Origin of the sequence: Georgenia sp. EYE_87 (genome assembly GCF_023148685.1) — a bacterium.
Lineage (GTDB): Bacteria > Actinomycetota > Actinomycetes > Actinomycetales > Actinomycetaceae > Georgenia.
The window spans coordinates 78,379-92,077 of sequence record NZ_JAHXNL010000002.1 but is presented as its reverse complement, the minus strand read 5'-3'; the positions used below and the strand labels follow the sequence as shown (position 1 = coordinate 92,077).

Genomic DNA, 13,699 nt, shown 5'->3' with positions numbered 1-13,699 from the left:
GTCCGCCGCCCGGCACGTCCGCCGCCCGGCACGTCCGCCGCCCGGCACGTCCGCCGCCCGGCACGTCCGCCGCCCGGCACGTCCGCCGCCCGACGATCGACTGCTAAGTCGTCTTGCGCAGATGAAGTCGTCCTGAGCCGACTTCACCTGCTCAGGAGCACTTCATGGTCAGCGGCAGTGGGGGTCCGAGGGCGCGCGGCCGGTCCGACGGCGCGCGACGGGTCCGACGGCACGCGGAGCACCGACAGCGGACGGCAGACCGACGGCGCACAGAACACCGACGTCAGACGGCAGGCCCGCTGGGACCTCAGTCCGCCGAGGACGCCTCCGCGAGCCCCGCTCGCTGCTGCGAGGCGTGCAGGACCTTCTCGTTGATGGGCTCCTGCCCGACCGCGCGGCGCCGCCGGAAGTACTCCCGGGCCTCGTCCTGCCGCTCCTTCTCCACACCGGTCGCGATGGTCGCGCGCAGGTGCCCGGCTGAGTACCCGAAGGCGTCCACGAGGTCCACCGCGTGCGGGCGCAGCCGCACCAGCAGCCGGTCGACGTAGCTCGTGACCGTCCTGGCCCGCTGCGCCGAGATGCGCCCGTTCATCAGGTACCAGGCGAGGTTCTTCTCGATGAGCGTGAGGCCGAACAGGTCGCGCAGGGTGGTGAGCACCTCGCGGGTCCGCTCGTCGCGCACGCGCGGCAGGGCGGCGGTGAAGGCCTCCCACTGCAGCAGCTCGGCGTGGGCGCGCGCGGCCTCGATGAGCTCGTGCTGGTGTGCGTTGAACAGGGCCGCCGCCTCCACGGGCGAGGCCTTGCGGGCCGGCCGCAGCGCGCCGGCGATCTCCTCGACCATCGCCTCGACACGGTCCTCGAGCAGCTCGCGCTGGGTGTCGGCCGCGCGCAGGTGCCCGGCCGAGCGGGCCCGGGAGCCGGTGTCCCTGATGGACTGCGCGGCCCGGCGCAGCGGCGTGCGGTGCAGCGTCATGTCCGCGGCGCGGGCGGCGACGTACCGGGCCGCGCCGGCGATGTCGACCTTCGCCAGCTCCTTGCCGTAGTCGGTGAGCAGCCGCTTGCCGACGAGCTGGAGCAGCACGTTGTTGTCGCCCTCGAACGTGACGTAGACGTCCATGTCCTGGCGCAGGCCCACGAGGCGGTTCTCGGCCATGAACCCCGCTCCGCCGCAGGCCTCGCGCGCCTCCTGGAGCGTCTCGAGCGCGAGCCAGGTGGTCAGCGGCTTGGCGGCCGCCGCGAGCGTCTCGAGGTCCTGCCGGTCCTCGTCGGTGTCGTGGTGCCCGGCGAAGATGCCGTGGAAGCGCTCGAGGAGCTCGGCCTGGGCGAAGGTGGCGGCGTAGGTCCGTGCGAGCAGCGGCAGGAGTCGGCGCTGGTGCTGCTGGTAGTCGAGCAGCACCACCTCGGCGTGCTCGTCGGCGCCGGTGAACTGGCGGCGCTCGTCGCCGTAGCGGATTGCGATCGCGAGCGCCATCTTCGAGACGCCGACGGCGGCGCCGGACAGCGACACCCGGCCCTGGACGAGCGTGCCGAGCATGGTGAAGAACCGCCGGCCGGGGCTCTCGATCGGGGAGGAGTAGGTGCCGTCCGGGGCGACGTCGCCGTACCGGTTGAGCAGGTTGGTCCGCGGCACCCGCACGTGCTCGAACCACAGGCGGCCGTTGTCCACGCCGTTGAGCCCGCCCTTGTGGCCGTCGTCCTCCCCCGCCACGCCGGGCAGGAAGCGCAGCCCGCCCTCGCCGTCGTCCTCGCGCAGCGGGACGTAGAAGGCGTGCACGCCGTGGTTGACGCCGCGGGTGACCAGCTGGGCGAAGACGACGGCGGCGCGCCCGTGCAGGGCCGCGTTGCCGATGTACTCCTTGCGCGCGGCCGTGATCGGCGTGTGGATCACGAACTCCTCGGTCTGCGCGTCGTACGTGGCCGTGGTGGCGATCGAGGAGACGTCCGAGCCGTGGCCGATCTCCGTCATCGCGAAGCAGCCGGGCACGGACAGGTCCATGATCCCGGGCAGGAAGCGGCGGTGGTGCTCCTCGCTGCCGAGGTGCAGCACGGCGGAGCCGAAGAGCCCCCACTGGACCCCGCCCTTGATCTGCAGAGACGGGTCCGCCACCGCGAGCTCCTCGAAGCCCGCGATGTTCCCGCCCGGGTCGTCCTGACCGCCGAGCTCGGTCGGGAAGGCGCGCAGCACCTCGCCCGTCTCGACGAGCCGGTGGAGCTGGCGGAGCACGCGCTCTCGGTGCTCCGCCGTCGGCAGTCCCTCGATCTTCTGCAGCTCGGGGTCGAGGGCGAGGTCGCGGGCCCGACGGCGCAGCTCCCACCAGCGCCCGTCGAGCAGGCGGCCGAGCGCGTTGACGTCGAGCCGCTCCTCGGGGGTGCGGGCGGCGCCCGGACTGGGCGGCAGCGGCGTCGTCGGCGCCGCTGGGGTGACGGGGCCGGGTCGGCGGGCGGGCGAGGTCGTGGTCATCGGGGTCTCCGTCTCACGTCGTCGTGCTCAGTTCGTGGTGGTCGGGCGGGTGCGGGTGGGCGGCCGGGTCGCGGGGTCAGCCGCCCCGGCTCTGCCGGGCCCTGCGCAGGACGCCGACGGCGCCGTCCCAGAGCCAGTCGGACAGGTGCATGGCGAGCGCCTGGCGGGGCACGCGCCCCACGTCGGGGGCGTCGGTCTGGGCCAGGCGGTTCCCGAGCCAGAGGTCGACCGCGCCGCGGACCAGGCCCACCACGCCGGCCGCCCAGAGACGGGCCGCGACCAGGGTCGACTCCTCCACCTCGGTGCCGCCGTGGGGACCGTCGCCCCGGAGGGCGGGCAGGACGGCCTCGGTGACGAGGTCGGCGACCTCGGCGACGAAGCCGCGCACCTCGCCCGCGGTGGCCTCCGGCCGGGTGACGAAGGCGTACACGTGCGGGGAGGCGTCGACCATCTCGAGGTAGACGCCGACCATGGCGGAGATCCGCTCCCGCGGTCCGCCGGCCTGCGCCGCGGCCTCCTCGAGCGCGTCGCGCATGCGGCCGAGCACCGCCTGCCCGACCGCCACCTGAAGGCCGGTCTTGTCGGCGAAGTACCGGTAGAGGATCGACTTCGAGGTGCCGATCTCGGTGGCGATGTCGTCCATCGACAGGTCGGGCCCGCGATGGTGCACCGCGCGCCGGGCGGCGCGGACGAGCTCGTCACGGCGCGCGGCACGGTGGTCCGCCCACCGCGTGGCACGGCCGTCCGGGGCGGCGTCGACGTCGGGCATTTCGCCGGGAGAGGTGACTGACATCACGATACCGACGGTATCAGGTACTCTGAGTATCGCAATGACCGATCCGCCCAGAGACCTTGGTCCCGGACGGGCCGGCAGACATCCTTCCGCCCAGCAGGAAGAGGACGACGACGTGACCTCCACCCCCATCACCCCCGGCACCCGGGCCGCGATCATCGGGTCCAACAGGATCCCGTTCGCCCGGGCCGGCAGCGCCTACGCGGGCGCCTCCAACAAGGACATGCTCACCGCCGCGCTCGAGGGCCTCGTGGCGCGGTTCGGCCTGGCCGGCGAGCGGCTCGACGAGGTCGCGGCCGGGGCGGTGCTGAAGCACTCGCGGGACTTCAACCTCACGCGCGAGAGCGTCCTGGGCTCCTCCCTCGACCCCCGCACCCCCGCCTACGACGTCCAGCGGGCCTGCGGCACCGGCCTCGAGGCGATCATCGGCGTCGCCAACAAGATCGCGCTCGGCCAGGCCCAGGTCGGCGTGGGCGGCGGGGTGGACTCGACGTCGGACGCGCCGATCGTCGTCTCCGAGCGGCTGCGCAAGGCGCTGCTCACGGCGAGCCGGGCCAAGACCCTGCCGGACCGGGTCAGGGCGTTCGCCTCGCTGCGCCCGCGCGACCTCGCGCCCGTGGCGCCCGACGTGGCCGAGCCGCGCACCGGGCTGAGCATGGGCGAGCACCAGGCGCTGACCACCGCGCGCTGGGGCATCACCCGGGAGGATCAGGACGCGCTGGCGCTCGCCTCCCACCAGAACCTCGCCGCCGCCTACGAGCGCGGCTTCTTCGAGGACCTCCTGACGCCGTACCGGCGCCTGACCCGCGACGAGTCGCTGCGCGCCGACACCTCCCTCGAGAAGCTCGCCAAGCTCAAGCCCGTCTTCGGCAAGAACGCCGCCCCCGGCGGCCCGGCACCCTCGATGACCGCGGGGAACTCCACCCCGCTGTCCGACGGCGCGTCCGCGGTGCTCCTCGCCTCGGACGAGTGGGCCGCCGAGCGCGGGCTGCCGGTCCTCGCGCACGTCGTCGACGCCCAGGTGGCGGCGACCGACTTCGTCGGCGGCCAGGAGGGCCTGCTCATGGCCGGCGCCTACGCGATTCCCACGCTCCTGGGGCGCAACGGCATGACACTGGCCGACTTCGACCTCGTCGAGATCCACGAGGCCTTCGCGGCCACGGTGCTCGCGACGCTGGCCGCCCTCGAGGACGAGGACTTCTGCCGCAGCCGGCTCGGCCTGGACGGCGCCTTCGGCAGCGTGGACCGCGCCCGCCTCAACGTGACGGGCTCCTCGCTCGCCGCGGGCCACCCGTTCGCCGCCACCGGCGGCCGCATCGCCGGCACGCTGGCCAAGCTGCTCTGCGAGCGCGGCGAGTCCGAGGTCCGGCCAGGGCAGAAGGCCCGCGGCCTCATCTCCGTCTGCGCGGCGGGCGGCCAGGCCGTCACGATGATCCTGGAGGCAGCGTGAGCGACACCTACCTCGAGCTGGTCAACGGCGGGCTGCCCGCCACGGTCGCCAAGAAGCTCGGCCTGCCGCGGCCGGCGCGCCTGCGGCGGACCGACGCCTCCTCCGTGGACCGTCCCCTGACGCCCGGACCGGTCCTGGTCCTCTCTGACACCCACGCCGCCGCCGAGGCGGACACCGTCGCCCAGGACCTGCTCGCGTGGGACCTGGACGTGCGGCGCGCCCCGCGCCTGAGCGACCACGAGCGGTGGGGCGCCGTGGTCCTCGTGCTCACCGGCGTCACGCACCCGACCGACCTCTCGGCACCGGCCCTCGAGCTCGCCTCGGTGCTGCGCGGCCTCGCCCCGGGCGGCCGCGTCGTCACCCTCTCCCGCGCTGCACCGGCCGCCGTCGCGACTCCGGTCGCCGTCGCCGACGAGATGCCGCCCGCGCTCGCCGCCGCGCGGCTGGGCGTGGACGGCTTCCTCCGGTCCGTGGCCAAGGAGCTCCGGGCGGGCGCCACCGCCAACGGCCTCGTCCTGGCCGACGGCGTGGGCGTCGGGGCGCCGTCCGTGCGCGGGGGGCTGCGGTTCCTGCTCTCCGCCCGCTCGGCGTTCGTCGACGGCCAGCTCCTGCAGGTCGGCACCGACGGAGGCAGCGAGCCCGCCGACTGGGCGCGCCCGCTGGACGGGGCGGTCGCCGTCGTCACGGGCGCCGCCCGCGGCATCGGGGCGGCCGTCGCGCGGGTGCTGGCCCGCGACGGCGCCCACGTCGTCGGCGTGGACGTCCCGGCCGCCGGGGACGCTCTCAGCGCGGTCATGAACGAGGTGGCCGGCGTGGCCCTGCAGCTGGACATCACCGCCGACGACGCCGCCGAGCGCATCCTCGCCGTGGCGCGCACCCGCTACGGGCACCTCGACGTCGTGGTCCACAACGCCGGGATCCTGCGGGACAAGCTGCTCGTCAACATGACGGCGGACCGCTTCGACGACCTGCTCGCCGTCAACATCGCTGCCCCGCTGCGGATGAACGAGACGTTCGCCGAGCCGGGCGTCCTGGGCGGGGCCGGGACAGCCCCGCGGATCGTCTCGCTCGCGTCGGCCCCGGCCCTCGCGGGCAACCGCGGCCAGACCAACTACGCCGCCGCCAAGGCCGGCATCGTCGGTATGACCCGGGCGCTCGCCGGGCCCGTCGGCCGGGTCGGGGGCACCGTCAACGCCGTGGCGCCCGGCTTCATCGAGACCGACATGACGGCGACCATTCCGCCGGTCACGCGGCAGATCGCCCGCTGGGGCAGCTCGCTGCAGCAGGGCGGGAAGCCCGTGGACGTCGCCGAGGCGATCGCTTTCCTCGCCTCCCCGCAGGCGGGCGGCATCAACGGCCAGACCCTGCGCGTGTGCGGCCAGATGCTGGTGGGTCAGTGATGACTGGCCTGCGCAAGGGGGCACCGATCGTCCGCCAGGCCGGCGTCGACGGGGCGCGCGGCGAGCCGGCCGACGACCTGGGGCGCGCGGCTCCGTCCGGGCACGCGTCCGCGGAGCCGCCCGCCGGCGGTCCGCCGGCCGGCTACCGTGAGGAGGTCCTGCGCGCGATGCCGTCCCTCCGGCGGCTCTACGCGAAGGCGCTGGGTCGCCTGCGCACGACGGTGCTCGCGCGGCCGGTCGCGCAGGGGCTGCCGCCGGTGGTCCTGCGGGTCGACGGGGTCCGGGGCGACCCGGCCGCGCTGTCCGAGTACCAGCACCTCGTGGGCGAGCCCGGCACGGACGCGCTGCCGGCCGGGTACGTCCATGTGCTCGCCTTCCCGCTGGCGATGGCGGTGATGGTGCGCGAGGACTTCCCGCTCGCGGTGCTGGGCCTGGTCCACGTCGCCAACCGGGTGGACAGCCACCGGCAGCTCACCCTCGACGACACCCTCACGGTCCGCGCGTGGGCGCAGGACGCTCGCGAGCACGCGCGAGGGACGACGGTCGACCTCGTGGTCGAGGTGACCGACGCGTCCGGGCGGCCAGCGTGGCGAGGCGTGTCGACCTACCTGGCCAAGGGACGTCCGCCGCGCGGGCTGGCGGTGGCGCCCGCCCCCGAGCGCACCGACCGCCCCGAGGCGCCGGCGGTCCCGACGGCGGTCTGGCGCCTCGGTGCCGACGCCGGCGTGCGCTACGCGGAGGTGTCCGGGGACCGCAACCCCATACACGTCTCGCGCCTGGGGGCCCGGCTCTTCGGCTTCCCCCGGCCGATCGCGCACGGGATGTACACGGCCGCGCGGGCGCTGGCCGCCACGCCGCCCGCGCTGCGCCGGGCGCCTTACACCTGGTCGGTGGACTTCGCCAAGCCGGTGCTCCTCCCGGCCACCGTCGCGTTCGCGGTCTCGCCCGACGACGCGCGCACGGGCACGGGCACCGGCACGGACACGGGCACCGGCACCGGCACGGGCACGGGCACGGGCACGGGCACGGGCACGACCTTCGCGGTGTGGAGTCCCCGCTCGGGAGCCGTCCACCTCACGGGCACCGTCGTCGCCCGCTGACCTCGAGGCCCGGCGGCCGAGGCCCCCGGTCCGAACCGGCCGCGCCGTGCGCGCTGCGTTCACGGCGCGGTCGGCGCCGTTTAGCCGTGGTGTCACCGGATGTTTTCCACCGGCATTACCCACAGGCTTGTGCACATACGCACACCTGCGCCGATACACCTGTGGACGGAGCCCGCTCCGGGACCTTGGTACCTGGGAGCGGCTGCCCGGCTCGCGTGACGATGATCTCCAGAGCGAGGAAGCGCCGCGCGGGAGCGGACGGAGGAGCCATGACCGCCGTCGTCGACAAGCGGATCGTCCAGGACGACGTCAGGCAGTGGCACGGCCTCGTCGTCACCGGCGCCTGGGCGGCGCTGGCGAGCGTGGCCCTGATCGTGGTGCAGATCGTCATCTACGTGCTGTGGCCGCCGCCCGAGACGACCCTGGGCTTCTTCGAGCTGCTCGTCGACGCCCCCGTCCTGGGGCTGCTCTCGCTCGACGCGCTGTACATCGTGAGCAACCTCCTCGCCTTCCTGATCTACCTGGCGCTCGCCGTCGCGCTGTGGCGGGTGAGCAGGTCGGCCGTCGTCGTGGCGCTGGCGTTCGGCACGCTCGGCATGGCGGCGTACATGGCCTCCCCGCGCCCGGTGGAGATGCTGTCCCTCGCGCAGGCCTACCCGAGCGCCGGCCCGGCCGAGCGGGTGGCCCTCCTCGCCACGGGCGACGGCATGGTCGCCACGTGGATGGGCACCGCGTTCGACGTCTACTACCTCTTCAACCTCGTCACGCTGCTCGTCCTGGCCGTGCTGATGTACCGCAGCGCGGTGTTCACCCGTGCCACCGCGGTCTGGGGCCTGGTGGCGGCCGCCCTCATGGCCGTGCCGTCGAACGTCGGCGTCGTCGGGCTGGTGTTCGCACTGGCGTCGTTGGTGCCGTGGGCCGTCTTCGCGGTGCTGGTCGCCCGGCGCCTCCTGCGGATCGCCGCCGAGCGGTAGCGTGCCGGCACCCGAGCCGACAGCCGTGCGGTAGGCCGGCGCCGCTGACGGCCGGCTGGAAAGAGCGGCTCCACGGGGGCTTGCGCTTGACGCTGCGTCAACTGCCACGCTGGTCCTGCCCGCGACGGACGGAGGAGACCGTGGAGTGGTCGATCCACCAGATCACCAGGATCACCGGCACGACCAGCCGCACGCTGCGCCACTACGGGCAGATCGGGCTGCTGGAGCCCTCCCGGACCGGTCACGGCGGTCTGCGGTACTACGACGAGGACGCGCTCGTGCGGCTGCAGCGGATCCTCCTGCTGCGCGAGCTCGGGCTCGGCCTGCCCGCCATCGCCGAGGTGCTCGCCGGCGGGCAGGGCGTCGTCGACGCCCTGCGCACCCACCTGGCGCTGCTCGAGCAGCAGCGGGACCGGGTGGAGCGCCAGATCGCCTCCGTCCGGGGAACCATCGAGAAGAAGGAGAGAGGTGAGCCGCTCATGGCGGAGGAGATGTTCGACGGTTTCGACCACACCCGGTACAAGGCCGAGGTCGAGGAGCGCTGGGGCACGGACGCGTACGCGGCGGGCGACCGCTGGTGGCGGGGGCTGAGCGCGGACGAGCGCACGGCGTGGCAGGACCGGGCCGCGAGGCTGGGCGCCGACTGGACGGCCGCCGCCGTCCGTGGTCCGGCGGCCGACGGCGACGAGGCGCAGGCCCTCGCACGGCGCCACGTCGAGTGGCTCGCCGGCATCCCGGGCACGCCACGCGGCGGTTCCGGCGCACCGGCGAAGGAGTACGTCGTCGGGCTCGGGGAGATGTACGTCGCCGACCCGCGCTTCGGCGCGAACTACGGCGGTCCCGAGGGCGCGGCGTTCGTGCGTGACGCGCTCCGGGTCTACGCCGACCGCCACCTGTAGCGCGCGGCGCCGGGGGAACGGCGAGGCCCGGCAGGAACGTACGCTCGCTCCATGCCGGCCTCCCTCCACGTCTCGGGGTTCGGCGCGTCCCACGGGGTGCGCCGGCTCTTCTCCGACCTCACCGTGACCATCGTCCCCGGTGACGTGTGGGGGCTCGTCGGCGCGAACGGCGCCGGCAAGTCCACCCTGCTCACCGCGCTCGCCGGTCTGCCCTCGCGGGCCGAGGTCGGGGGCAGCGCCACGCTCGCGCCCCCGCACGCGACGATCGGGTACCTCGCGCAGGAGCCCGAACGCCGCCCCGGGGAGACCGTGCTCGAGCTGCTGCACCGCCGCACCGGGGTCGCCGCGGCGACGGCGGAGCTGGACCGCGCCGCGGCGGCGATGGCCGAGCGGCACGACGACGCCGCGGTGGCCGACGCCTACGCCGTCGCCCTCGAGCGGTGGCTGGCCCTCGGCGGCGCCGACCTGGACGACCGGGCGGCGGCCGCGGCCGCGGACGTCGGGCTCCGCGTCCCGCTCGACGCAGCGACCACCTCGCTCTCGGGCGGGGAGGCCGCCCGCGTCGGGCTGGCCGCGCTCGTGCTCTCCCGGTACGACGTGCTCCTGCTCGACGAGCCGACCAACGACCTCGATCTCGCCGGGCTGGACCGGCTCGAGCGGTTCGTGGCCGGGACCCGCGCGCCGCTCGTCGTCGTCAGCCACGACCGGGAGTTCCTCGCCCGCACGGTCACCGGGATCATCGAGCTCGACCTCGCCCAGCAGCAGGTCAGCGTCTACGACGGCGGGTACGACGCCTACCTCGCCGAGCGCGAGCTCGCCCGGCAGCGCGCCCGGGAGGCCTACGAGGAGTACGCGGGCAAGGTCGCGGGCCTCAAGGACCGCGTGCAGACCCAGAAGTCCTGGGTCGAGAAGGGCGTGCGCAACGCCCGCAAGAAGGCCGCCCGGGAGCCGGACAAGCACATCAAGGCCCACGCCGTGGCCGTCTCGGAGAAGCAGGCCGCCAAGGTCAGCCAGTCCCGGCGGGCCATCGAGCGCCTCGAGAAGGACCAGGTCGAGGAGCCGCGCAAGGAGTGGGAGCTGCAGATGTCGATCGCCTCGGCGCCCCGCTCGGGCGCGGTGGTGGCGGTGCTCGACGGCGCCGTCGTGCGCCGCGGCGGCTTCACTCTGGGGCCGGTCACCACGCAGGTCGGCTACGGGGACCGGGTGGTGGTCACCGGTGCCAACGGCTCGGGCAAGTCCACGCTGCTCGCGCTGCTGCTGGAACGGCTCGCGCCCGACGAGGGGCGCGCGGCGCTGGGAGCCGGGGTCGCCGTCGGCGAGGTCGACCAGGCGCGAGCGATGTTCGACGAGCCGGCACCGGTGGCGGCGACCTTCGGCCGGCTGCTGCCGGACTGGAGCGAGGCGGACGTGCGCACGCTGCTCGCGAAGTTCGGGCTCGGGGGCGAGCACGCCGTACGTCCGGCAGCGTCCCTCTCCCCCGGCGAGCGGACGCGGGCGGCGCTGGCGCTGCTGCAGGCGCGCGGCACGAACCTGCTCGTGCTCGACGAGCCGACGAACCACCTCGACCTGCCCGCGATCCTCCAGCTGGAGCAGGCGATCGAGTCCTTCCCCGGCACCGTCCTGCTCGTGACCCACGACCGGCGCATGCTCGCCGGGGTGCGCGCGACGCGCCGCTGGGAGCTGGCCGACGGGCAGCTCACCGAGCTGTCGCTGTGACCCTGCCTGCCGCGGCCGCGGTGCTCGGGTTCAGTCCTCGACCTTCACGGCGGAGATCTCGAACTCGAGGTTGATCTTCTCGGAGACGAGCACGCCGCCGGTGTCGAGCGCGACCTGCCACTCCAGGCCCCAGTCCCGCCGGTTGACTCGCCGGGTGCCCTCGAAGCCCGCTCGCAGCCTGCCGTCGGCGTCGCGGTGGACCCCCGTGGCCTCCAGCGGGATGGCGACCTGCTTGGTCACGTCGCGGATCGTCAGGTCCCCGACGACCATGTAGGCGTTGTCCTCGACCTCGTCGATCGTAGTGCTGCGGAAGACGATGTCCGGGAACCGCTCGACGTCGAAGAAGTCCGGGCTGCGCAGGTGCTCGTCACGCTGGGCGTTGCGGGTGTCGACGCTGGCGGCCTTCACGGTCACCACGACGGACGACTTCGAGGGCGGCCCCGGCTCGACGTGGATGCGGCCGTCGACGTCGTTGAACGCGCCGCGCACCTTGGTCACCATCGCGTGCCGCGCGGAGAAGCCGATCCGGGTGTGGCTGGGGTCGAAGACCCAGTCACCGCTGAGGGACTCGTCGAGGTCGGTCATCGTTGCTCCTTCTCGGGGCCGAGACGCCCGTCTGCGGGAATTCTTGCACGCAGATGCGGCCGACGAAGGACGGTTGGCGACCGTAGACTGCCGTGCGCAGGGCGACCTCGGGGTCGCTGCCCACCACCACAAGGACGTGGCCACCATGCGGATCTCCGTTCCCCGCGAGGTCAAGAACACCGAGCTGCGCGTCGCCATCACCCCCTCGGGCGTCGACCAGCTGGTCCGGGCGGGGCACGACGTCTACGTCGAGACGGGTGCCGGCACGGGGTCCGCGATCACCGACGACGACTACTCCGCCGCGGGCGCCACGGTTCTGCCGGGCCCGGACGAGACGTGGGCGGCCGCGGACCTGGTCCTGAAGGTCAAGGAGCCGGTGCCGGAGGAGTACCACCGCATGAGGGAGGGGCAGACCCTCTTCACGTTCCTCCACCTGGCCGCGGACCGGCGCCTGACGGAAGAGCTGCTCACCCGGAAGGTCACGGCGATCGCCTACGAGACGGTCGAGCTGCCCGACGGCACCCTGCCGCTGCTCGCACCCATGAGCGAGGTGGCCGGCCGGCTGGCGCCCATGGTGGGCGCCCACACCCTGCTCAGCTCGGAGGGCGGCCGCGGGGTGCTCCTGGGCGGCGTCTCGGGCGTCTACGCCGCGAAGGTCGTCGTGATCGGCGCCGGGGTCGCGGGGATGAACGCGGCCGCGATCGCGCTGGGCATGCAGGCCGAGGTGCTGCTCCTGGACAAGGACCTGGCCAAGCTCCGCCACGCCGACGCCATCTACCAGGGCCACTGCCAGACCGTCGCGTCGAACGCCTACGAGATCGACCGGGCGATCGCGGACGCCGACCTCGTCATCGGGGCCGTCCTCGTCCGCGGGGCGCGGGCGCCGAAGCTGGTCACGGACGAGCAGGTGAGCCGGATGAAGCCGGGGGCCGTGGTCGTCGACATCGCCATCGACCAGGGCGGGTGCTTCGAGGGGGCGCGGCCGACCACGCACAGCGACCCCACGTACCGGGTGCACGACGTCGTGTACTACTGCGTCGCCAACATGCCGGGCGCCGTGCCGCACACGTCGACCTACGCCCTGACCAACGTCACGGTGCCCTACGCCCTCGAGCTCGCGGGCCGGGGGTGGCGCGAGGCGATGCGCGCCGACGCGGCGCTCGCCAGGGGGCTGAACACCCACGACGGCGCGGTCGTGTGCGCACCGGTCGCCGCGGCGCACGGGCTGGGCGCGACGCCGCTGGCGGAGGTGCTCGACCGGCCGCCCGTCGCCACGAACTCCGGTCAGCGGTCCGCCTGACCGGCCCGGCGGCCCGCGGGCAGGAGCTCCCGGTCAGGCGTTGACGAGGGACCCGATCACCGAGGTGAACAGCTTGAGGCCGTCGGTCCCCGCGCGGGGTGCACCACCCATGTCGGGACCGAAGCCCGGCTCCACGGCGTGCTCCGGGTGCGGCATGAGGCCGACGACGTTGCCGCGCTCGTTGCTCACGCCGGCGATGTCCCGCAGGGAGCCGTTGGGGTTGGACCCCTCGTAGCGGAAGACGACCTGCCCCTCGCCCTCGAGCCGGTCGAGGGTGGCGTCGTCGGCGACGAAGCCGCCCTCGCCGTTCTTGAGCGGGACGGTGATGACCTGGCCGGCCTCGAGGTCGGAGGTCCACGCCGTGGAGGCGTTGACCACGCGCAGCTGCTGGTCGCGGCAGATGAAGCGCTGATGGTCGTTGCGGATCAGCGCGCCGGGCAGCAGGTGCGCCTCGCACAGGATCTGGAACCCGTTGCAGATGCCGAGCACCGGCAGGCCGCCGCGGGCCGCCTCGACCACCTCGGTCATCACGGGTGCGAAGCGGGCGATGGCCCCGCAGCGCAGGTAGTCGCCGTAGGAGAACCCGCCGGGGAGGATGACCGCGTCGACCCCGCGCAGGTCCGCGTCCGCGTGCCAGAGCGAGACCGGCTCGGCTCCTGCGAGGCGCACCGCGCGGGCCGCGTCGCGGTCGTCGAGCGTGCCGGGGAAGGTGACGACGCCGATCCGGGCGCCGGCGGCGGCCATCAGCGCGCCCCGTCCGCGTCGTAGACGCCCACGACGTCCTCGATGATCGGGTTCGACAGGGCGGTCTCGGCCGCCTGCCGGGCCGCGGCGAGCAGCTCGTCGGTGACCTCGCCCTCGACGCTCAGCTCGAAGCGCTTGCCCTGGCGCACCCCGGTGAACTGGTCGAGGCCGAGACGGGGCAACGCCCCGGCCACGGCCTTGCCCTGGGGGTCGAGGATCTCCGGCTTGGGCATGACCTCGACGACGATGCGTCCCATGTCTGAACTCCTTGGGGTGG

12 protein-coding genes are annotated in these 13,699 nt (G+C 74.3%); 7 read left to right on the top strand and 5 right to left on the bottom strand.

Translation table 11 applies throughout. From position 1 onward, the window contains the following. Nucleotides 1–307 precede the first annotated feature (307 nt). A complete protein-coding gene (locus KZX45_RS03815) occupies nt 308–2,461 on the bottom strand; it encodes an acyl-CoA dehydrogenase (RefSeq protein WP_248256401.1) in 2,154 nt (717 codons plus the stop codon). Nucleotides 2,462–2,537: 76 nt separating this feature from the next. Next, nucleotides 2,538–3,254, bottom strand: coding sequence for a TetR/AcrR family transcriptional regulator (locus tag KZX45_RS03810; protein ID WP_248256400.1), 717 nt, complete (start codon nt 3,252–3,254; stop codon nt 2,538–2,540). Between the two features lie 37 nt (nt 3,255–3,291). Here KZX45_RS03810 and KZX45_RS03805 point away from each other — a divergent pair, with 37 nt between their 5' ends. The 6 genes from KZX45_RS03805 (at nt 3,292) to KZX45_RS03780 (ending at nt 10,793) form a co-directional block, all read left to right on the top strand. After that, nucleotides 3,292–4,704, top strand: coding sequence for an acetyl-CoA C-acetyltransferase (locus tag KZX45_RS03805; protein ID WP_374112535.1), 1,413 nt, complete (start codon nt 3,292–3,294; stop codon nt 4,702–4,704). Further along, nucleotides 4,701–6,104: a 3-oxoacyl-ACP reductase gene (locus KZX45_RS03800; RefSeq protein WP_248256398.1), complete on the top strand. Its 1,404-nt coding sequence runs from the start codon at nt 4,701–4,703 to the stop codon at nt 6,102–6,104. The genes KZX45_RS03805 and KZX45_RS03800 overlap by 4 nt, the downstream gene beginning before the upstream one ends. Then, complete coding sequence (locus KZX45_RS03795) at nt 6,104–7,204, top strand: MaoC/PaaZ C-terminal domain-containing protein (protein ID WP_248256397.1); 1,101 nt, start codon at nt 6,104–6,106, stop codon at nt 7,202–7,204. The genes KZX45_RS03800 and KZX45_RS03795 overlap by 1 nt, the downstream gene beginning before the upstream one ends. 269 nt (nt 7,205–7,473) lie before the next feature. Next, entirely contained in the window at nt 7,474–8,178 is a 705-nt protein-coding gene (locus tag KZX45_RS03790) for a hypothetical protein (protein WP_248256396.1), read from the top strand. 140 nt (nt 8,179–8,318) lie between these two features. Continuing rightward, nucleotides 8,319–9,077 (top strand): MerR family transcriptional regulator, encoded by a 759-nt coding sequence (locus KZX45_RS03785; protein ID WP_248256395.1) that lies wholly within the window; start codon nt 8,319–8,321, stop codon nt 9,075–9,077. 51 nt (nt 9,078–9,128) lie between these two features. Next, nucleotides 9,129–10,793: an ABC-F family ATP-binding cassette domain-containing protein gene (locus KZX45_RS03780; protein ID WP_248256394.1), complete on the top strand. Its 1,665-nt coding sequence runs from the start codon at nt 9,129–9,131 to the stop codon at nt 10,791–10,793. Between the two features lie 30 nt (nt 10,794–10,823). On the opposite strand, the gene KZX45_RS03775 is transcribed toward KZX45_RS03780, so the two are convergent. Further along, nucleotides 10,824–11,378, bottom strand: a complete 555-nt coding sequence (locus KZX45_RS03775; RefSeq protein ID WP_248256393.1) for a YceI family protein — start codon at nt 11,376–11,378, stop codon at nt 10,824–10,826. Nucleotides 11,379–11,523: 145 nt separating this feature from the next. Here KZX45_RS03775 and ald point away from each other — a divergent pair, with 145 nt between their 5' ends. Further along, nucleotides 11,524–12,678: an alanine dehydrogenase gene (ald, locus tag KZX45_RS03770; RefSeq protein WP_248256741.1), complete on the top strand. Its 1,155-nt coding sequence runs from the start codon at nt 11,524–11,526 to the stop codon at nt 12,676–12,678. Nucleotides 12,679–12,711: 33 nt separating this feature from the next. Here the strand turns inward: ald and purQ are convergent, their stop codons facing one another. Both purQ and KZX45_RS03760 read right to left on the bottom strand, forming a co-directional pair. Continuing rightward, nucleotides 12,712–13,422, bottom strand: coding sequence for a phosphoribosylformylglycinamidine synthase subunit PurQ (gene purQ, locus KZX45_RS03765; RefSeq protein WP_248256392.1), 711 nt, complete (start codon nt 13,420–13,422; stop codon nt 12,712–12,714). Continuing rightward, nucleotides 13,422–13,679 (bottom strand): phosphoribosylformylglycinamidine synthase subunit PurS, encoded by a 258-nt coding sequence (locus tag KZX45_RS03760; protein WP_098484166.1) that lies wholly within the window; start codon nt 13,677–13,679, stop codon nt 13,422–13,424. Before KZX45_RS03760 ends, purQ begins: the two co-directional genes overlap by 1 nt. Nucleotides 13,680–13,699: the final 20 nt, after the last annotated feature.